Raw genomic sequence first — 19,028 nt, forward strand, 5'->3', positions numbered from 1 at the left:
TGCGTGTCATCATCGATCCCGAGGCCTCTGGCGAAGCGCTTCGACGATGTGACCTGACGATGATGACGGAGTCCCGATGACGACGATCCACGACGTGGCCGAGGCCGCCGGGGTGTCCATCAGCACCGTCTCCTACGCCCTCAGCGGCAAGCGGCCCGTCTCCGAGAAGACCCGTCGGCGCATCGAGGACACGGTGCGGTCCCTCGGCTACGAGCCGGATGCCGGCGCCAGGATGCTGGCGGGGCGCCGGACCCACATCTTCGCGCTCACCGAACCGCTGCGTGCCGACACGCACGCGCCCACCCACATGGCGTTCGTGCTGGCGACCACGGTCGCCGCCCGCCGACGGGGCTACGACATCCTCCTCCTGACCGACGAGCAGGCATCCGAGGGGATGAACAGGGTCGCCGCCAGCAACCTGGTCGATGCCATCCTCGTGCTCGACGTCGCGCCCGACGACGCACGGGCCGACATCGCCCGCTCGCTGCGCTCCCCCACCGTCTTCATCGGCATCCCGGACGACGCGGACGGGCTGACCTGCGTCGACCTCGACTTCGAGGCCGCAGGGCACCTCGCGATCGACCGCCTCGCGGATGCCGGTCACACCGCCGCCGTGCTGCTCGGTCAGACCGAGGTCTCGTACGTGAAGTCGAACTTCCCGCGCCGGCTGCTCCGCGGGGTGCAGGCCCAGGCGACGCGGCGGGGCGTCGCCGTCGAGTGGGCGACCACCGGTGTCACGACGACGGATGCGTCGGCCGTGCGCGCGGCGGTCGAGGCCGCCCTCGATCGCGGGATCCGCGCTTTCGTGGTGCACGCGGTCGGCGACGTGCACGAGGCGCTGCTCGCCGTCATGACCGAGCGCGGGCTGACCGTCGGCACGGACGTGTCGGTGATCTCTGCCGCGGCGTCCTTCGACACCGCGACGCTCCCCGTGCCCGTGGACACGATCCCCCTGGTGCCGCAGCAGTCGTGCGAGCTCGCGATCGATCTCGCCGTGCAGCGCCTCGAAGACCCGCACGCCCCCGCGCGCATCCACCTCATCCCTCCCGAATACCTCTCCGCCGGATCGGTCGCTCCCGCCCGGGAGTGACCCCCTCCGGAGAATCGCGGTCGCGTCGATTTTGTCGAAACGCTTCGACGATGCGATCTCGAGTCGATCACCCACAACTGAACACCCGACCCGATGAAGTGTCCGGCCCTCCGGGGCCACCGAGAAAGGAGTGCCGACGATGGCACGCAACACCCGCAGGACGAAGACGTTGGCGGCTCTCGCCGCACTCACCGCGACCGGCATCGCACTGAGCGGCTGCACCGCGGGATCCGGCGACGAGGGCGGTGACGGACAGACCCTCACGCTCTGGCACTACGAGGGTGCGGACAGCGCGATGGGCAAGGCGTGGGCCGAGGCGATCGCGATCTTCGAGGAGGAGACCGGAGCCACGGTCGAGTTCGAGGAGAAGTCGTTCGAGCAGATCCAGAAGACGGCCAGCCAGGTGCTCGACACCGACGCCGCGCCCGATCTGATGGAGTTCAACAAGGGCAACGCGACCGCCGGGTTCCTGGCCTCCACCGGCCTGATCGCCGACATCTCGGACGCCGTCGACGAGTACGGCTGGGACGACAAGCTCGCCCCCTCGCTGCAGACCACCGCGAAGTACTCCGACGACGGCGTCATGGGAGGCGACACCTGGTTCGGCATCCCGAACTACGGCGAGTTCGTCGGCGTCTACTACAACGAGGATGCCTTCGCCGCCGCCGGCCTCGAGATCCCCACCACCTACGACGAGTTCGTCGACGTCCTCGACGCGTTCGTCGCACAGGGCGTCACGCCGCTCGCCGAGGCGGGTGCCGAATACCCCCTCGGCCAGCTCTGGTACCAGCTCGCGTTGAACGCCGGCGATCGCGGCTTCGTCGACGACTACCAGCTGTACAAGGATCCCGTCGACTGGCAGGGTCCCGAGGTCACCGCGGCGACGGAGACCCTGCAGGAGTACATGGACAAGGGCTACATCGCCTCCGACGTCTCGTCGGTCAAAGCCGAGGACGCGGGTGTCTCGTTCATCAACGGCACCTCGCCGATCTTCGTGTCGGGGTCATGGTGGTTCGGACGCTTCGTCTCGGAGGCGACCGGCTTCGACTGGACGATGACCGCCTTCCCCGGCGCCGACCTGTCGCTCGGATCCTCCGGCAACCTGTGGGTCGTCCCCGAGAACGCATCGAACAAGGAGCTCGCCTACGAGTTCATCGACATCACGATGCGCCCCGAGATCCAGGCGATCATCGGCAACAACGGCGGCCTCCCGGTCGCGGCCGAACCCGCCGACATCACCGACGAGAAGAGCGCGGCCCTGATCGAGACGTTCAACGGCGTGCTGGATGCGGACGGGCTGTCCTTCTACCCGGACTGGCCCGCCCCCGGCTTCTACGACGTGATCGTGCAGGAACTGCAGGGCCTGATCACCGGAGCACAGGATGCCGAGACCACGAACACGAAGCTCGGTGAGCAGTACGACGAAGGCACCTCGGAATTCCGTTGATCCGCTCGTGGGGGCGGCGTCCGCGCGGCGTCGCCCCCACACCCTCCTGGAGATGAACATGTCACTCGCCACCCGTCGCGAGGGCCGCACGAAGCTGCCGCCCGAGGAGCCGTCGATCCCGCAGCGCCGCGGAGGGACCGGGGCCTACTGGATCTACCTGCTCCCCGGCTTCGCTCTGCTGCTCGTCGTCGTCATCGTCCCGCTGGTCTGGAACCTCTACCTGACCTTCACGAAGTGGAAGGGAGTGCGCACCCCGGAGTTCATCGGGCTCGAGAACTGGCAGAAGATCCTCACCGACGGCGATTTCTGGACCTCTTTCACGAACTCGGTGTGGATGATCATCGCGATGGTCGTCGTTCCGACGATCGTGGGCCTGATCGTCGCCGCGCTGCTGTTCGACGTCGTCGGTCGCAAGTTCGGCGGCAGGGTCGGCAGCTTCCTGCGTGCCACGTACTACCTCCCCCAGATCCTGCCGATCGCCGTCGCGGGCATCGTGATCGGCTGGATCGTGCGACCGGGCGGTGACGGCGCGCTCAACCAGATCCTGGGGGCGCTCGGCCTCCCGGCCTACGACTGGCTCGGTCAGATGCCCTCCGCCCTGATCGTGCTGATGGTCGTGATGGTGTGGGTGCAGCTCGGCTACCCCGTCGTGGTCTTCATGGCCGCCCTGCAGCGCGTCGATCCCGAACTGTACGAGGCGGCGGAGCTCGACGGCGCCAACTGGCTGCAGCGCTTCACCTCGATCACCGCCAGCATCATCCGCCCGGAGATCTTCGTGGTCACCCTGACCTGCACCATCGCCGCGCTGAAGGTCTTCGGTCCGGTCTACATCATCACGAGAGGCGGACCCGCGGGTGCGACCCTCGTGCCCGCGTACTACGCGTACCAGGAGTTCTTCACCAAGCGGAACGTGGGCTACGGAGCGACCATCGCCACCGTTCTCACCATCGTCGTGGTCATCGTGTCGATCATCTTCATCCGCGTGCAGAACTCCCTCGAGCGCAAGGAAAGGGCGGGTCTGTGATGCACGCCACCACTGCCATCGTCACCGGGACGCCGGGCAAGGCCCGCCCCCGCGGGGGCATGACGAAGAAGCGTCCGGTCGACTGGCTGCTGCTCGCCCTCGTCGTCGTGGGAGCGGTGCTGGTCATCGCGCCGTTCTACCTCGTGCTCGTCAACTCGTTCAAGTCGCCCGTCGACTACGCGACCTCCGGTCCGCTCGCCCTCCCCGAGGCCCTCGACTTCGGCGGCATCATCAAGTTCTGGGAGCGGGTGAACTTTCCCGAGAAGGTGTGGAACTCGATCCTCATCGCCGGCGTCGTCTCGGTGCTCGCGGTGGTGATCTCGATGCTGAACGCGTTCGCGATCGGCATCGGCCGCATCCGCGGCCGCAGCTGGATCGTGCTGCTGTTCCTGATGGCCAACCTCCTGCCGCAGGAGGCGCTGCTCTACCCGCTCTACTTCATGTTCAAATCGGTCGGGCTGTACGACAACGTGTGGGCGGTGATCATCGTCTTCACCGTCATCCAGGCGGCGTTCGGCACGTATCTGCTCTCGTCCGTCTACGGCACGTTCCCGAAGGAGATCCTCGAGGCCGCGTCGCTCGACGGCGCCAGCCGCTGGCAGATCCTCTGGCGCGTGGTCTTCCCGATCAGCCGGCCGACCCTGTCGGTGCTGCTCATCTTCTTCTTCATCTGGACGTGGAACGAGTTCCTCATCCCGCTGACCTTCCTCGCCTCGAATGCGAACCAGACGGTCCCGGTCGCGATCAGCGTGCTGCAGGGCGACCGGCTGATGGACGTGACCACCACGAGCGCCTCGGCGCTGCTGGGCATCATCCCCACGCTCATCTTCTTCCTCATCTTCCAGCGCACCCTCACGCGCGGCATCACGGCAGGAGCAGTCAAGTAATGAAGTTCACCGACGGGTTCTGGCAGCTGCGACCGGGTGTCACGGCGCTCTACGCCCAGCAGGCCTACGACATCGCCGAGACGGAGGACACGCCGGACGGCGCCGGCCTCGTCATCACCGCCCCCACCAGGGTGATCGCCGGCCGTGGCGACACGCTCAACCGCCCGGTGCTGACGACCACGCTCTCCTCTCCGGCGGAGGGCGTGATCCGGGTGCGGATCGCTCACCACGAGGGCGGCCTGCGACACGAGGGCTTCCGGCTCCCCGGCGCCGGATCGGGGCACGCGACGCGCGACATCACCGCCGAGGGCGGCGTGCTCGATGCCGGCGCCCTCATCGCCCGGGTCTCTGCCGGCGCCCCCTGGGATCTCTCGTTCGAGGTCGAGGGCCGTCGGGTCACCGGCAGTGGCCACAAGTCGCAGGGATACATCCGGCTCGCGCACGACGCCCAGGTCGATCCCGGCATCGTCGACAACGCGCGTCAGGGCGGGTCCGCCCCCCGAGACTCGGTGTTCGTGCACGAACAGCTCGACCTGGGGGTCGGCGAGCTCGTCTACGGCCTCGGCGAGCGGTTCGGGCCGCTGGTCAAGAACGGCCAGTCCGTCGACGTCTGGAACGCCGACGGCGGGACCTCCAGCGAGCAGGCCTACAAGAGCATCCCGTTCCACCTGTCGAACCGCGGATACGGGGTGCTGGTGAACGACTCCGGCCACGTCTCGTACGAGATCGGCTCGGAGTCGGTCGAGCGGGTGCAGTTCTCGGTCCCCGGCGAGGTGCTCGAGTACTTCGTGATCGCCGGCCCCACCCCGAAGGCCGTGATCGCCAGGTACACGGCGCTGACCGGCAGACCTCCCGTGGTGCCCGCCTGGTCGTACGGTCTGTGGCTCTCGACGAGCTTCACCACCGACTACGACGAGCAGACCGTCAGCGCATTCATCGATGAGATGTCCGCGCGCGACCTGCCGGTGTCGGTGTTCCACTTCGACTGCTTCTGGATGCGCGAGTTCAACTGGACCGACTTCGTCTGGGACACCAGGGTGTTCCCCGACCCCGAGGGGATGCTGTCGCGACTGCACGCCAAGGACCTCCGGGTGTGCGTGTGGATCAATCCGTACATCGCCCAGCGCTCACCGCTGTTCCGCGAGGCGGCGGATCAGGGATTCCTTGTCCGCCGCCCGGACGGCTCCGTGTGGCAGTGGGATCTGTGGCAGGCGGGCATGGGTCTCGTCGACTTCACGAACCCCTCCGCCACCGCCTGGTATCAGGCGCATCTGCGCCGGCTGATCGACCAAGGGGTGGACTGCTTCAAGACCGACTTCGGCGAGCGCATCCCCACCGAGGTGGTCTGGGCCGACGGCGCGGATCCGTCACGCATGCACAACCTCTACACCGACCTCTACAACCGCGCGGTGCACGATGTGCTCGTCGATGCCCGCGGATCGGGCGACGCCGTGCTGTTCGCCCGGTCCGCCACGGCGGGGGGTCAGAGCATGCCGGTGCACTGGGGCGGCGATTCCACCTCGACGTATGCCTCGATGGCCGAGACCCTGCGGGGCGGCCTGTCGCTGGCACTGAGCGGGTTCGCGTACTGGAGCCACGACATCGGCGGATTCGAGGGCACGCCGGATGCCGGCGTCTTCAAGAGATGGACCGCTTTCGGCCTGCTCGGCTCGCACTCGCGATTCCACGGCTCCAGCTCCTACCGGGTGCCGTGGGCGTTCGACGAGGAGGCCGTCGACGTCACCCGGCGCTTCACCCACCTCAAGATGCAACTCATGCCCTACCTGTATCAGCAGGGCATCGACGCCTCGCGGACCGGCCTGCCCGTGATGCGTCCGATGCAGCTGGAGTTCCCCGAGGATCCGGCGGTCGGCTACCTGGACCGGCAGTACATGCTCGGCTCGAGCCTGCTCGTCGCACCGGTCTTCTCCGCAGACGGCTCGGTCGAGTTCTACCTGCCGGACGGCGCCTGGACGTCATTGCTGACCGGCGAGACCGTGCAGGGCGGCGGCTGGCGCCGCGAGGTCCACGGCTTCGACTCGCTGCCGCTGTACGTGCGCCCCGGCACCGTGCTCCCCTGGGGTGCGCGCGTCGACCGGCCGGACTACGACTACCACGAGGGACTGCGGATGCGGGTGTTCCCCGGCGGGACCGGCACGGCGTCCGTCACGGTCACCTCTCCCGACGGCGTCGAGGTGACGTACCCGGTGGACCTCGCAGAGGTGACCGGGTGACCCGGTGACCCGGTGACCGGGTGACCGGGTGACCCGCACGGGGCGGCGGCGTCAGCGCGTGTGGGGGCGACGGCGTCAGCGCTTGTCGGGGCGACGGCGTTCATTCCAGGCGGCGAGCGCGGATGCCGCCGCACCGGCCGCGCGATCGATCGCCTCCGTCGAGCGGTTCAGCATGTCCTGCGCGGTCTCCTGCCAGGCGGAGGCCGGTGACGCGGTCTCTTCGCCGGCGCGCACCCTCGCCGCGTGCTCGGCGGCTTCGAAGGCGCGCTCCAGGTCGGCGACCGCGTCGCGATAAGCGGCGAACTCGGCGGGTCCCGCCTTGCCGTCGGCCGCGCGTCGCGCATCGACCGCGCGTCCCGCGGCGCGCAGGTACTCGGCCGTCGCGGGCTGCTTGACGTCGGTCATCGCGGGATAGGCGATCTGCAGTCCAGGGTCGGTCTCGTACTGCATCCATCGCAGGACGACCGCGTCATGCTCGCCCTGCAGCCGTTCGAGGGGACGCGGCGCCCGCGATGCCGGGATGGCCGCGCGCGCGGCGGACAGCCGCACCTGCTTCGCCCGCACATCTGCGGCTGCGGCCTTGGCGTCGCTCTCCTTGATGCGCAGCATCCGCTTCGCTCCGGCGACCTGCTCCGCCGTCGCGCGACGCGCGCTGCGCTCGGCCGAGATGCGGGTGACGTCTGCCCTGGCGAGCTTGACCGCCATCCGGCTCTGCACCGCCTTCTGCCGGGCGGCCCGCAGATCATGGCGCGCGGCATCGAACTCGAGGCGGCGTCCGCCCGCTGTACGTCGTCGCCCCATGCCCACCGCTCCGGCCGCCACCCCTCCGGCCGCGACGGGCGCGAGCCACCACCACTCGACGGCGAGCAGCAGAGGGTCCATGCTTCGATGCTACCCAGGCCTCGACGGCCGCGGGGGAAAAGCGCGGATGGCGACCTCCCGAGGGGAGATCGCCATCCGCCGAGAACCCGGCCCGACCTAGACCAGGGTCTGCTGCCACGCCGCGTGCAGCTGCGCGAACTTGCCGGTGCCGCTGATCAGCGACGCGGGCGTGTCGTCCTCGATGATCCTGCCGTGCTCCATCACGAGCACACGGTCGGCGATCGCGACGGTCGACAGCCGGTGCGCGATGATGATCGCGGTGCGGTCCTTCAGCAGGGTCTGCAGGGCGTCCTGGATCAGCCGCTCCGACGGGATGTCGAGCGATGCGGTCGCCTCGTCGAGGATGAGCACCGCGGGGTCCGCGAGGAAGGCGCGCGCGAACGAGATCAGCTGACGCTGACCCGCCGATACGCGACCGCCGCGCTTGTTCACATCCGTGCCGTAGCCGTCGGGCAGCGACGAGATGAACCCGTCCGCGCCGACCGCACGCGCCGCGGCCCGGATCTCCTCGAGCGAGGCGTCCGGCTTGCCGAGCGCGATGTTGTCGGCGACCGTGCCGCTGAACAGGTACGCCTCCTGCGTCACCATGACGATGGCGCGGCGGAGGTCCTTCGGATGCAGGTCGCGCAGGTCGACGCCGTCGAGCGTCACCGATCCGGCGGAGGGGTCGTAGAACCGGGAGATCAGCTTCGCGAGGGTCGACTTCCCCGCCCCGGTCGTCCCGACCAACGCGATCGTCTGGCCCGCCGCGATGTCGAGCGAGAAGTTCGGCAGGATCGTCTTCTCGCCGTTGTACCCGAAGGTGACCTCGTCGAACCGGACGTGCCCGCGGGACTCCCACAGATCGACCGGCTTCTCGGGGTCCGGGACCGTCGGAACCTCCTCCAGCACGCCCGAGACCTTCTCGAGCGCCGCCGTTGCCGACTGGTACGAGTTGAGGAACATCGCGATCTCCTGCATGGGCGCGAAGAAGTTGCGCACGTACAGCACGGCGGACAGCAGCACGCCGACCGTGAGAGCGCCCTCCGAGACGCGGATGCCGCCCCACAGCACGACGATGCCGAGCACGAGCGCGGCCACTCCCATCAGGCCGGGCTCGAAGGTGCCGAACAGCAGCATCGAACGCCGGTTGACGTCGCGGTACTCGCCGGCGATCTTCTGGAAGACGACGTCGTTGCGCGGCTCCTTGCGGAACGCCTTGACCGCGCGGATCCCCGTCATGGTCTCGACGAACTGCACGATCACCTTCGCGCTGATGACGCGCGATTCGCGGTAGACCAGCTGCGAGCGCGAGTAGAACCAGCGCATCAGGAAGAACAGCGGGATGCCTCCGATCGCCAGGATGAGCCCGGACTGCCAGTCCCACACGCACAGGGCGATGAAGGTGAACAGACCGAAGAGCACGCCCGAGACGAGCTCGTTGAGGCCGCCGTCGAGGAGTTCCTTGATCGAATCCAGGTCGCTCGTCTGCCGGGAGATGATGCGGCCGGACGTGTACGACTCGTGGAACTCCAGGCTGAGGCGCTGGGTGTGCAGGAAGATCCGCTTGCGCAGGTCGAGCAGCACCGCCTGGGTGAGCTTGGCCGCGATGATCACGTACCAGGCGATCATCGCCGCGGCCACGGCGCCCGCGAGCAGGTAGATGCCGCCGATCATGAAGGTCGGCATCCAGTCCGCGCGCTCGAGGACGGCCGGCAGGGCACGGTCGAGGCCGATGCTGATGAGGATCGGTCCCGCCACCTGCAGCGCCGTCGAGATGACGAGCACGACCGCGGCGAGGATGATCCGCGGCTTCAGCGGCCGTACGAGCGAGCCCAGCAGGTGCAGCGATCGGCGACGGATCGCCCTGCTCTCCTCCTTGGTGTAGCGGGAGCGGTCCTCGTCCTGCGTTCCGGTGATGGTGGAGCTCATCGCTGCACCTCCTTGTCCTCTTCGACTGCGGTTGCTGAGCCTGACGAAGCATCGTCGGCGGACTCCGCACGGATGCCCTCGGCGACCGTCGCGTCGATCTCGGCCTCGGCGTCGCGGATGATCGGGATCGCCCCTGTGCGCGCCGCCTCCTCCGCCTCGAGGCTGGAGATGACGTGGCGGTAGTGGCTGCTCGTCCTGAGCAGCTCGGAGTGCGTGCCCACCGCGGTCACCCGCCCCGCCTCGAGCAGAGCCACGCGGTCGGCGAGCGCCACGGTCGAGGGACGGTGGGCCACGATCATCGCCGTGGTGTCGGCGAGCACGTGCCGCAGCGCCTCCTCGACGAGCGCCTCGGTGTCGACGTCGAGCGCCGACAGAGGATCGTCGAGCACGAGCACCTTGGGTGCGGCCGCGACGGCGCGCGCCAGCGCGAGACGCTGACGCTGACCGCCGGAGAGGCTGAGCCCCTCCTCGCCGATCACCGTCTCCACACCCTCCGGCAGCGTGTCGACGAAGGCCGCCTGCGCGACGTCGAGCGCTTCGCGCAGCACGCGCTCGCCCTCGTCGCTGTGCACATCGAGGTCGGCCCTACCGAGCAGCACGTTCTCGCGCACGGTCGCCGAGAACAGCGTGGCGTCTTCGAAGGCCATCGCGATGTGCTGGCGCAGCTCGGCCAGCGGCAGGTCGCGCACGTCGACGCCGTCGAGCGTGACGCGGCCACCGGTGACGTCGTACAGACGCGTGGGCAGCGTGGTCAGCGTGGTCTTGCCGCTGCCGGTGAGACCGACCAGGGCCATGGTCTCGCCCGGACGCAGCACGAGGTCGATGCCGTCGAGCAGATCGCGCTCGTCGGCGGCGGCGTCCTGGTAGCGGAAGCGCGCCCCCTCGAACGCGAGCTCGCCGCGCGGCTCGGCGATGTGCACCGGCGTCTCGGGGTCGGCGATCGAGTTCGTCTCGGAGTAGATGTCGAACACGCGATCGGTCGCGGTGCGTGCGTCGAGCATGAACGAGAACAGGAAGCCGATCGACTCGATGGGCCACCGCAGCACGACGGCCATCGCGAAGAACGCGAACAGCTGCGCCTGATCGATCTCGCCCTGCGAGATCAGCCAGATGCCCGACATCAGGCTGAGGCCGAAGGCGATCTGCGGCATCAGGTCGAGCCAGAACCAGATCGACGCGATCGCGCCGGCCTTGCTCATCTCGGTCTCGCGCAGGGTCTCGGCCTGGCGGCTGAAGCGGCTGAGCGCGTGCTTCCCCCGGCCGAACGCCTTGAGTACGCGGATGCCGTGCACGCTCTCCTCGACGCTGGTCGCGAGGTCTCCGGCCTGGTCCTGGCTGCGACGCGTGAGCGCACCGTAGCGCTTCTCGAACAGGTACCCGCGGATCCACAGGGGGATCGCGGTCACGATGAAGATGACGCCCAGCAGCCAGTGCCAGCGGAACAGCAGCACCGAGCCGATCACGATCGTGAGCAGGTTGACCACCAGCAGCACGAGGCCGAAGGCCAGCCACCGGCGGATGAGGCCGATGTCCTGCATCATGCGGCTCAGCAGCTGGCCCGACTGCCAGCGGTCGTGGAACGACACGGGGAGCGTCTGCAGACGCGAGTAGAGCTCGGTGCGCATCTTGTACTCGACCTGCGTGGCGGGGTTGAGCACGAACTGGCGGCGCAGCCACACCATCAGAGCCTCACCGAGAGCGAGGGCGAAGACGGCGAGCGCCCCCCAGGCGATGCCCTCCAGCGCACCCGCCTGCACCGGTCCGCGGATGATCTGCTCGAGCACGATCGGGATCATCAGGGCGATGATCGCGGCGACGAGCGCGCTCGCGGCACCGCCGGCGAGTCGCCAGATGACCGGCTTCACGAACGGCTTGAGGCGCCACAGAGCGGCGGGAGTGGAGAGGGTGGAGGACGGCGAGGCGTTCTGCGATGAAGGCGAGGAAGACATGTCTCTCAGACGAGTTTCGTATGGGGAAGCGGTTGCTGAAGGGGACGGACGCGCGAAAGGACTCTCGGAGTCCGGCATCCGGTGACGTCGTGCGGGGGAGAACGGCTCTAGCGGAGCGGGCGCACCGGGGTCGAGCCGAGAGCGGCGATCTGCGCAGCGGAGATCGATGTCATGGTGTCCTCCTCAGGGGCTCGGCTATGTCGTCCGGTCGGTGCGACAGCCCACCAGCCTATTCCTGTGAACCAGCTGACCGCAAGAGAGATTCCCGATTCCCTGAGAATCGCCGCGTCAGCTCCGGCCGGCCTCCCGCTCGAGCAGGCTCGACTTGACGCCCGTACCCCACGCGAACCCGCCCATGGTGCCGTCCGAGCGCAGCACGCGGTGGCACGGCACGAACAGCGCGGGCGCGTTCCTGGCGCAGATCGACGCCGCAGCGCGGACCGCCCGGGGGTTGCCGATACGGGCGGCGAACGACGTGTAGGTCAACGGCTCCCCCGGTGCGATCGCGCGCAGCGCCGCCCATCCGGCCAGTTGCAGCGCGGTGCCGGTCTGGTGGACCGCGACCGTGTCGACCGCCGACAGGTCACCCGCGTAGAAAGCCAGGACGGCGGCCGCGGCATCAGTCTCGCCCTCGGCGACGGTGGACGGCTGCGCGGACGGCGAGAGACGCCCGATGATCGCGCCCTGATCGGCGGTCCACCCCGACGCCAGCACCCGCTGGCGCTCGTCGGCGAGGATGGTGAACGACCCGTCGGGGGTGTCCAGAGTCTGGATGAGGGCGGTCATGATGTCTCCTTCGGAACGGATCTCTGAGATGTGCGTCGCGGACGCACCGGCGCCGCGCGCCAGAGGTGAGCACTGAGATAGCTGCGCCACGGAGCGGCACGCTCGGCCCAGGCGACCAGCGGGATCGGATCTCCCGGCAGGCCCGAGGCCGCCGCACCGGCGCGCAGCGCCACGTCGCCGGGGAGCAGGATGTCGGGGTCTCCGAGAACACGCATCCGCACGTAGTCGGCGGTCCACGGGCCGATCCCCGGCATGGCGAGAAGCGCCGCACGCTGCTGGGCGCCGTCGTCTCCGACGGTGAGCGTGAGGGATCCGTCGGCGAGCGCGGCCGCCGCCCCCACGATCGCCCGGATGCGGGCCCCCGGCCCTCGCAGCACCTCGGCGCCGTGCTCGGCGATCGCCGACATGGTCGGGAACAGGAGTCCCTGCTCGGTGCGCTCCCCCAGGGCCTCGGTGAGCGCCGAGAGCGCGGTGCGCGCGGCGACGACGGTGATCTGCTGACCGATCATCGCCCGGATCAGCATCTCGTGCGGATCTGCGGATCCCGGCACGCGGATGCCGGGCGTGCGCGCGACCAGCGGCGCGAGCTCCGGATGCGTGCCGAGGGCCTGATCGACGGCCGACGGATCGGCGTCGAGGTCGAAGATCCGCCGCACCGTGGACACCAGGGGCGCCAGGTCGCCGAGCTGCGCGACCCGGGCGCGCAGATGCAGGCGCTCGGCGCCGTCGAGGCTCACCTCGAACCAGGCGGGTCCCCCGGCCATCCGCAGGTGCCGGGAGAACGAGCTGGAGGTGGCCACCTCGACCCCCGCCACGGCCCGGGCCCCCATCCAGTCGAAGATGCCGCCTGCGTCGAGCGGGCCGCGATACGGAAGCACGAGATCGATCCCGCCCGGCACGACCGCTCCCGGCGCGCGCCGTCGCGACCTGAGCTCGCCGGGGGTGAGCGCGAACACCTCGCGGATCGTGTCGTTGCACTGCCGGATGCTGGCGAAACCGGCCGAGAACGCCACCTCGGAGATCGGCATGTCGGTGCCGACGAGGAGCATCCGCGCCATGTGCGCCCGATGCGCTCTGGCGAGGGCGAGAGGACCTGCACCGAGCTCGGTCGAGAGCAGCCGAGCGAGGTGCCGTGTCGAGTACCCCAGGCGCGCGGCGAGGCCGGCGACCCCCTCGCGTTCGACGACACCGGCAGAGATCAGCCGCATCGCCCGCGCCGCCACGTCGCCGCGCAGATCCCACGCGGGCGACCCGGGAGCGGCCTCGGGGAGGCAGCGCTTGCAGGCGCGGAATCCGGCCTCGTGGGCCGCGGCGCTGGTCGGATAGAAGGTGACGTTCTCAGGGTTGGGCGTGCGCGCCGGACAGCTGGGACGGCAGTAGATGCGGGTCGAGCGCACCGCGGTCACGAACTGCCCGTCGAAGCGGGTGTCGCGCGCACTGATCGCACGGTACCGCTCGTCGAAGTCGGTCACGGGCAGGCTCATGCCTCCACTCTGCCACCCGCAACCGACACCGGCTGGCGGAAATCGGACACGGCAGTGGAGGCATCCGCTCCCGCCGGGATCAGTGGAAGAAGTGACGCTCCCCGGTGAAGAACATCGTCACGCCGGTCTTGCGTGCGGCATCCACGACCTCTTCATCGCGCACCGATCCGCCGGGCTGCACGATCGCCGTGACCCCCGCGTCGATGAGCACCTGGGCGCCGTCCGCGAACGGGAAGAAGGCGTCGGAGGACGCGACCGAGCCGACGGCGCGGTCGCCCGCACGCTCCACCGCGAGGCGGCACGAGTCGACGCGGTTGACCTGGCCCATGCCGACGCCGACCGTGGCGTTGTCCTTCGCCAGCACGATCGCGTTGGACTTGACGGCGCGGCACGCCTTCCAGGCGAAGATGAGGTTCTCCATCTCCTCGTCACTGGGGCGCTCGCCCGAGACGAGTTCCCAGTTCTTCGCCACCGAGACGATGTCGTCGGGGAAGCGATCCGCGTCCTGCAGCAGCAGGCCGCCCGAGACCAGACGCACGTCCATGCGCTCCTGCTGCCAGTCCTCCGGCAGCTGCAGCAGACGGAGGTTCTTCTTCGCCTTGAAGACCTCGAGGGCTGCCGGCTCGAACGAGGGCGCGACGATGACCTCGGTGAAGATGTCCTTGAGGTTCTCGGCCATCTTCAGCGTGACGGTGCCGTTGGCGGCGATCACGCCGCCGTAGGCCGACACGGGGTCGCACTCGTGGGCGCGCAGGTGCGCGCTGGCGATCGGGTCCAGCGCGTTCGGAGCGGTCGTGGCGATTCCGCACGGGTTGGCGTGCTTGATGATGGCGACCGCGGGCTTGACCATGTCGTACGCGGCGCGCAGCGCGGCATCCGCATCGACGTAGTTGTTGTACGACATCTCCTTGCCCTGCAGCTGGCGGGCCTGCGCGATGCCGTGTCCGCCGACGCGCGTGTAGATCGCGCCGCGCTGGTGCGCGTTCTCGCCGTAGCGCAACGTGGCCAGGCGCTCGGCCTGGATGGTGAGGTGCGTGGGCAGGTCCTCGCCCTCGCCCAGCGTGCCCTCGGCGAACCATGCGGCGACGGCCGTGTCGTAGGCGGCCGTGTGCGCGAAGGCGCGTGCGGCGAGCTCGCGTCGCTGCGTCAGCGTCGTGCCCCCGTTCTCGATGGCCGAGATGATGCCGGAGTACGACTGCGGCGACACCACGATCGCGACGTTCGCGTGGTTCTTCGCCGCCGCGCGCACCATCGCCGGTCCGCCGATGTCGATCTGCTCGACCACGTCGTCGCCCTCGGCACCCGAGGCGACCGTCTCGACGAAGGGGTAGAGGTTCACCACGACGAGCTCGAAGGGCTCGATGTCGAGGTCGGCGAGCTGATGCTCGTGGTCCTCGAGGCGCAGGTCGGCGAGCAGGCCGCCGTGGATCTTCGGGTGCAGCGTCTTGACGCGGCCGTCGAGCATCTCGGCGACACCCGTGACCGCGGCCACGTCGGTGACCTCGAAGCCGGCCTCGCGGATGGTCGATGCCGTCGACCCGGTCGAGACGATCTGCACGCCCGCGGTGGCGAGCGCCTTCGCGAGCACGAGCAGGTCGGTCTTGTCGCTCACCGAGACGAGCGCGCGGCGGACGGGGACGGTGTCGCGATCGCGGTACAGCGAGTGGTCGTGGCGGGGGCCGGCCATGATGGGCTCCTTCGTGCGAGGGGGGCGTGCGTGGATCGGTTCAGGATGCGGCGGTCAGCGACAGCTCACCGGTGGCGATGCGGCGCACCACGTCGATGAGGAGTCGGCGTTCGACGGGCTTGATGCGCTCGTGGAGGGTGTGCTCGGTGTCGTCGTCGAGGACCGGCACCCGCTCCTGAGCGAGGATCGGTCCGGTGTCGATGCCGTCGTCGACGACGATCACGCTGGCGCCGGTCTCGGTGACACCGGCGGCGAGGGCGTCCCGCACTCCGTGCGCGCCCGGGAACTCCGGGAGATACGCGGGATGCGTGTTGATCAGACGCGGCGAGAGATCGGCGACGAGCCCTGCGGGCAGCAGACGCATGAGGCCGCTGAGCACGACGAGGTCGGCGTTCCAGACGGCGAGCTGACGTCCGAGCTCCTCGCCCCACGCCTCGCGGGACCCGTGCTCGTGCCAGGGGACGGTGAAGCTGGGGATGCCGAACTCCTCCGCATGCGCCAGTCCGTCGGCCTCGCGGTCGGCACCGACGACCACCACCCGCGCAGGGAAATCGGGGTGACGAGCGGCCTCGAGGAGGGCGCGAAGGTTCGAGCCGGTGCCCGAGATGAGAACGGCGACCGTGAGCACGCCCACAGTCTACCGAAGCGCCGCGCACCCGCCGACGCGTATGTCAGTCGCGCGGGTCGGCGGGCTCCCGCGTCGGGGGCCGGAAGCCGCCGAGGTCGTCCAGGGGCGCGGTGTCGTAGGAGGAGGGACCGGTCGGGACCGTGTCCGAGATCGGCAGATCGGCGCGGCCGCCGAAGCTGAGGTCCGCGGCGGTCATCTCGGCCACCCAGCGGTCGGTACGCTCTTCGGCCAGCTCGTCGCGATTCCGCGGCGAGAGCAGGAGGATGGCTGCGCCCAGCAGCACCTCGCCGCCGAGTGCCAGAGCGAAGGGCACCGCGGCGGGACCGGCCTCGGCCAGACGTCCGGGCCCCATCGAGCCGCTCGCGAGCACCGCGGCGACAGCTCCGACGGCCGCGGTGAGCGCGCCGATGCCGATCGCGATCGCGGCCCGCGGTCCTGTCGCCAGCGGCGTGCCCTCCCACACGAGCCGGGAACGCACCGCCCACCCGGCGAGAGCACCCACGCCGATCGGCAGGATCACGACGATGAGCATCCAGATCGAGGTGTTCTCGGGAAGCAGGCCCAGGATCGGGATGCCGGGGACGACGCCGAGCTGCGTGCCGGCCGGCGACACGGCCGTCCCCACGCCCACCGCGAAACCCGGCCCGGCGATCCAGGACGCCGTCCAGACCAGGATGGTGGGCAGATAGGCGAGGTGTCCGAGAGTGAGCACCGTGGCCCCCAGCGCGTCGACGCGAGCGGCCTGGAACAGCGCGACCACCTCGCTGCCGCGTGCCAGGGTCATGACGGCGACGGCGACACCCGAGACGGCGATCATGCCGATCACGGCGAAGGCCGTGCCGCGCACAGAGGCACCGACGACCGGTCCCCAGTCGCCCCAGGAGTCGACGACGTCGTGCAGGCGATCGAGCAGCCCTCCGTCGCCGTCCTCCCAGGCGATGCGCACACCGCCGCACACGGCGCCCACGAGGTAGACGGCGGTCGGCAGCACGATCGAGAGCGCGAGGTCGGTGCGGGCGGCGGAGATCTGCGCGGTGAACGCCACGGCGCTGGCGATGAGACCGAAGGCCGCCGTGCCGGATACCGCACCCAGCGCCCAGGCTCCGGCCTTCGCCGCGCGCGCTCCCGAACGAGCGGCGAACAGCAGTGTGAACAGCAGGAAGGCCAGCGGCGTCACCGACAGGGCGAAGCTCGCGGCCTGCGGGGCGATGCCCGTCGCGCGCAGCACGTCGTCCGCCACCGTGAGATCCAGCGGCACCCCGTGCCCGAACTGCCACAGCGTTCCGGTGAGGGGCCACAGAGCCCCCCAGTCCGCGGTCATGCCGAAGGACAGCGTCCACAGGAGCGTGAGCGGCGCCAGCAGGACCACGAGGCCGACCGCTGCGGCGATGGCGGCATCGAAGGCGGCGAGGAGCGCGACGAGGAGGCGTTGCATATCGAATCGAGACTACGACGAGATCCCCTCTCGCGCCCGGGGGCGCGCGCGGTGCCGGCGACACGATATCGTCTCCTGCGGAGGTTCCCCCGATGACTACTGCCCCGTCCCCCGCCACGACCCAGGCCGAGCCCACCAACGCGCTCGACCGCTTCTTCGAGATCAGCAGACGCGGATCGACGATCGGCACCGAGATCCGAGGCGGCCTGGTGACCTTCGTCACGATGGCCTACATCGTGATCCTCAACCCGCTGATCCTCAACACCCCCGACGTCGACGGCAACACGCTCGCAGGAACCGCCGTCGCCGCATCCACCGCGCTCACCGCCGGCGTCATGACCATCCTGTTCGGTCTCGTCACACGTCTGCCCTTCGCGTTCGCCGCGGGGCTGGGCATCAACGCGTTCCTCGCCTTCTCGGTCGTCGGCACGGTGACCTGGCCCGAGGCGATGGCTCTGGTCATGATCAACGGTGTCATCATCGTGCTGCTCGCCGCCACCGGCCTGCGGAAGATGATCTTCGACGCCGTCCCCGTGCAGCTCAAGCTGGCGATCACGGTCGGAATCGGCCTGTTCATCGCCTTCATCGGCTTCGTGAACGCCGGCTTCGTGACCGCGACCAACAACCCCTCTCCCCCGGTCGATCTCGGCATCGGGGGCTCCGTGGCCTCGCTGCCGACCCTGCTGTTCGTGATCACCCTGCTGCTCGGCGGCGTGCTCATGGCGCTGCGCGTGAAGGGAGCGATCCTCATCGCCCTCGTCGGCGGCACCGTGCTCGGCGCGATCGTCAACGCCATCTGGCCGTTCGGCCTCAACTTCGGCCTCACCGGAGCCATCGTCGGACTGCCCGACCTCAGCCTCGTCGGACAGGTCGACTTCGGCTTCGACCTCGCCAAGGTCAGCGGCGTCGCCCTGGTGATGTTCGTCTTCACCCTGCTCTTCTCCAACTTCTTCGACGCCATGGGCACCATGACGGGTCTCGCGAAGGAGGCCGACCTGGCGGACGAGAAGGGCGACTTCCCCCGCATCAAGTCCGCGCTGGTCGTCGAGGGGCTCGGAGCGATCGCCGGTGGTGGCACCTCGTCGTCGTCCGCGACGGTCTTCGTCGAGTCCGGTGCCGGGATCGGCGAGGGCGCGCGCACCGGTCTCGCCACGGTGGTCACCGGTGCGATGTTCCTGATCGCGATGTTCTTCACGCCTCTGACCTCCCTCGTGCCCGGAGCCGTCGCCGCCGCGGCTCTGGTCCTCGTCGGCGCGCTCATGCTGTCGCAGATCAAGAACATCGACCTCAGCGACTTCCGCGTGCTGCTCCCGGTGTTCCTCACCGCGACCGTGATGCCGATGACCTACTCGATCGCCAACGGCATCGGCGCGGGCTTCGTCAGCTGGATCGTCGTGAACGCCTTCTCCGGCCGCGCCAAGACGATCCACCCGCTGCTCTGGGTCGTCGGCGTCGGCTTCGTCATCTTCTTCGCCCGCGGGCCGATCGAGGCGCTGTTCGGCGTCGCCTGAGCGACGACAGACGACGAAGGGGCGGATGCGTGCTGCATCCGCCCCTTCGTCGTCTCTGCGACCGGCAGGAATC

14 protein-coding genes are annotated in these 19,028 nt (G+C 69.5%); 6 read left to right on the forward strand and 8 right to left on the reverse strand.

The genetic code is table 11. The features are described from left to right. Positions 1-76 precede the first annotated feature (76 nt). The 5 genes from ASD43_RS00370 to yicI all read left to right on the forward strand — a co-directional run bounded on the left by ASD43_RS00370 (position 77) and on the right by yicI (position 6,682). Complete coding sequence (locus ASD43_RS00370) at positions 77-1,090, forward strand: LacI family DNA-binding transcriptional regulator (RefSeq protein ID WP_056412080.1); 1,014 nt, start codon at positions 77-79, stop codon at positions 1,088-1,090. 139 nt (positions 1,091-1,229) lie between these two features. Beyond that, on the forward strand, positions 1,230-2,537 hold the full coding sequence (locus ASD43_RS00375) for an ABC transporter substrate-binding protein (protein WP_056412082.1): 1,308 nt from the start codon (positions 1,230-1,232) through the stop codon (positions 2,535-2,537). Between the two features lie 58 nt (positions 2,538-2,595). Continuing rightward, the gene (locus ASD43_RS00380; protein WP_056418779.1) at positions 2,596-3,561 is read left to right on the forward strand and encodes a carbohydrate ABC transporter permease; all 966 of its coding nucleotides are present in this window, start codon (positions 2,596-2,598) and stop codon (positions 3,559-3,561) included. Next, positions 3,561-4,448: a carbohydrate ABC transporter permease gene (locus ASD43_RS00385; RefSeq protein WP_200946545.1), complete on the forward strand. Its 888-nt coding sequence runs from the start codon at positions 3,561-3,563 to the stop codon at positions 4,446-4,448. Before ASD43_RS00380 ends, ASD43_RS00385 begins: the two co-directional genes overlap by 1 nt. After that, complete coding sequence (gene yicI, locus ASD43_RS00390) at positions 4,448-6,682, forward strand: alpha-xylosidase (protein WP_056412086.1); 2,235 nt, start codon at positions 4,448-4,450, stop codon at positions 6,680-6,682. Before ASD43_RS00385 ends, yicI begins: the two co-directional genes overlap by 1 nt. 75 nt (positions 6,683-6,757) lie before the next feature. On the opposite strand, the gene ASD43_RS00395 is transcribed toward yicI, so the two are convergent. From ASD43_RS00395 to ASD43_RS00430, 8 genes are all read right to left on the reverse strand, one after another. After that, positions 6,758-7,564 (reverse strand): hypothetical protein, encoded by an 807-nt coding sequence (locus tag ASD43_RS00395; protein WP_056412088.1) that lies wholly within the window; start codon positions 7,562-7,564, stop codon positions 6,758-6,760. A 96-nt stretch (positions 7,565-7,660) separates the two neighbouring features. Then, positions 7,661-9,475, reverse strand: a complete 1,815-nt coding sequence (locus tag ASD43_RS00400) for an ABC transporter ATP-binding protein (protein ID WP_056412091.1) — start codon at positions 9,473-9,475, stop codon at positions 7,661-7,663. Next, positions 9,472-11,424 (reverse strand): ABC transporter ATP-binding protein, encoded by a 1,953-nt coding sequence (locus tag ASD43_RS00405; RefSeq protein ID WP_056412094.1) that lies wholly within the window; start codon positions 11,422-11,424, stop codon positions 9,472-9,474. The genes ASD43_RS00400 and ASD43_RS00405 overlap by 4 nt, the downstream gene beginning before the upstream one ends. A 288-nt stretch (positions 11,425-11,712) precedes the next feature. Beyond that, entirely contained in the window at positions 11,713-12,210 is a 498-nt protein-coding gene (locus ASD43_RS00410) for a methylated-DNA--[protein]-cysteine S-methyltransferase (RefSeq protein WP_056412098.1), read from the reverse strand. After that, the gene (locus ASD43_RS00415; protein WP_056412102.1) at positions 12,207-13,694 is read right to left on the reverse strand and encodes a DNA-3-methyladenine glycosylase 2 family protein; all 1,488 of its coding nucleotides are present in this window, start codon (positions 13,692-13,694) and stop codon (positions 12,207-12,209) included. The genes ASD43_RS00410 and ASD43_RS00415 overlap by 4 nt, the downstream gene beginning before the upstream one ends. Before the next feature lie 79 nt (positions 13,695-13,773). After that, positions 13,774-15,381, reverse strand: a complete 1,608-nt coding sequence (gene purH, locus ASD43_RS00420; protein ID WP_056412104.1) for a bifunctional phosphoribosylaminoimidazolecarboxamide formyltransferase/IMP cyclohydrolase — start codon at positions 15,379-15,381, stop codon at positions 13,774-13,776. Between the two features lie 40 nt (positions 15,382-15,421). Next, on the reverse strand, positions 15,422-16,009 hold the full coding sequence (gene purN, locus ASD43_RS00425) for a phosphoribosylglycinamide formyltransferase (protein WP_056418785.1): 588 nt from the start codon (positions 16,007-16,009) through the stop codon (positions 15,422-15,424). Positions 16,010-16,052: 43 nt separating this feature from the next. Beyond that, positions 16,053-17,444: a cell division protein PerM gene (locus ASD43_RS00430; protein ID WP_056412106.1), complete on the reverse strand. Its 1,392-nt coding sequence runs from the start codon at positions 17,442-17,444 to the stop codon at positions 16,053-16,055. A 92-nt stretch (positions 17,445-17,536) separates the two neighbouring features. On the opposite strand from ASD43_RS00430, the gene ASD43_RS00435 reads away from it, so the two are divergent. Beyond that, on the forward strand, positions 17,537-18,955 hold the full coding sequence (locus ASD43_RS00435) for an NCS2 family permease (RefSeq protein WP_056412109.1): 1,419 nt from the start codon (positions 17,537-17,539) through the stop codon (positions 18,953-18,955). Positions 18,956-19,028: the final 73 nt, after the last annotated feature.

The organism is Microbacterium sp. Root553 (genome assembly GCF_001426995.1).
Taxonomy (GTDB): Bacteria; Actinomycetota; Actinomycetes; order Actinomycetales; family Microbacteriaceae; genus Microbacterium.

Coding starts and splice junctions, on each gene's coding strand:
- ASD43_RS00395 (WP_056412088.1), bottom strand. CDS start 7,564: ATGGACCCTCTGCTGCTCGCCGTCGAGTGGTGGTGGCTCGCGCCCGTC.
- yicI (WP_056412086.1), top strand. CDS start 4,448: ATGAAGTTCACCGACGGGTTCTGGCAGCTGCGACCGGGTGTCACGGCG.
- ASD43_RS00380 (WP_056418779.1), top strand. CDS start 2,596: ATGTCACTCGCCACCCGTCGCGAGGGCCGCACGAAGCTGCCGCCCGAG.
- ASD43_RS00430 (WP_056412106.1), bottom strand. CDS start 17,444: ATGCAACGCCTCCTCGTCGCGCTCCTCGCCGCCTTCGATGCCGCCATC.
- purH (WP_056412104.1), bottom strand. CDS start 15,381: ATGGCCGGCCCCCGCCACGACCACTCGCTGTACCGCGATCGCGACACC.
- ASD43_RS00435 (WP_056412109.1), top strand. CDS start 17,537: ATGACTACTGCCCCGTCCCCCGCCACGACCCAGGCCGAGCCCACCAAC.
- ASD43_RS00375 (WP_056412082.1), top strand. CDS start 1,230: ATGGCACGCAACACCCGCAGGACGAAGACGTTGGCGGCTCTCGCCGCA.
- ASD43_RS00370 (WP_056412080.1), top strand. CDS start 77: ATGACGACGATCCACGACGTGGCCGAGGCCGCCGGGGTGTCCATCAGC.
- ASD43_RS00400 (WP_056412091.1), bottom strand. CDS start 9,475: ATGAGCTCCACCATCACCGGAACGCAGGACGAGGACCGCTCCCGCTAC.
- ASD43_RS00405 (WP_056412094.1), bottom strand. CDS start 11,424: ATGTCTTCCTCGCCTTCATCGCAGAACGCCTCGCCGTCCTCCACCCTC.
- ASD43_RS00385 (WP_200946545.1), top strand. CDS start 3,561: ATGCACGCCACCACTGCCATCGTCACCGGGACGCCGGGCAAGGCCCGC.
- ASD43_RS00415 (WP_056412102.1), bottom strand. CDS start 13,694: ATGAGCCTGCCCGTGACCGACTTCGACGAGCGGTACCGTGCGATCAGT.
- ASD43_RS00410 (WP_056412098.1), bottom strand. CDS start 12,210: ATGACCGCCCTCATCCAGACTCTGGACACCCCCGACGGGTCGTTCACC.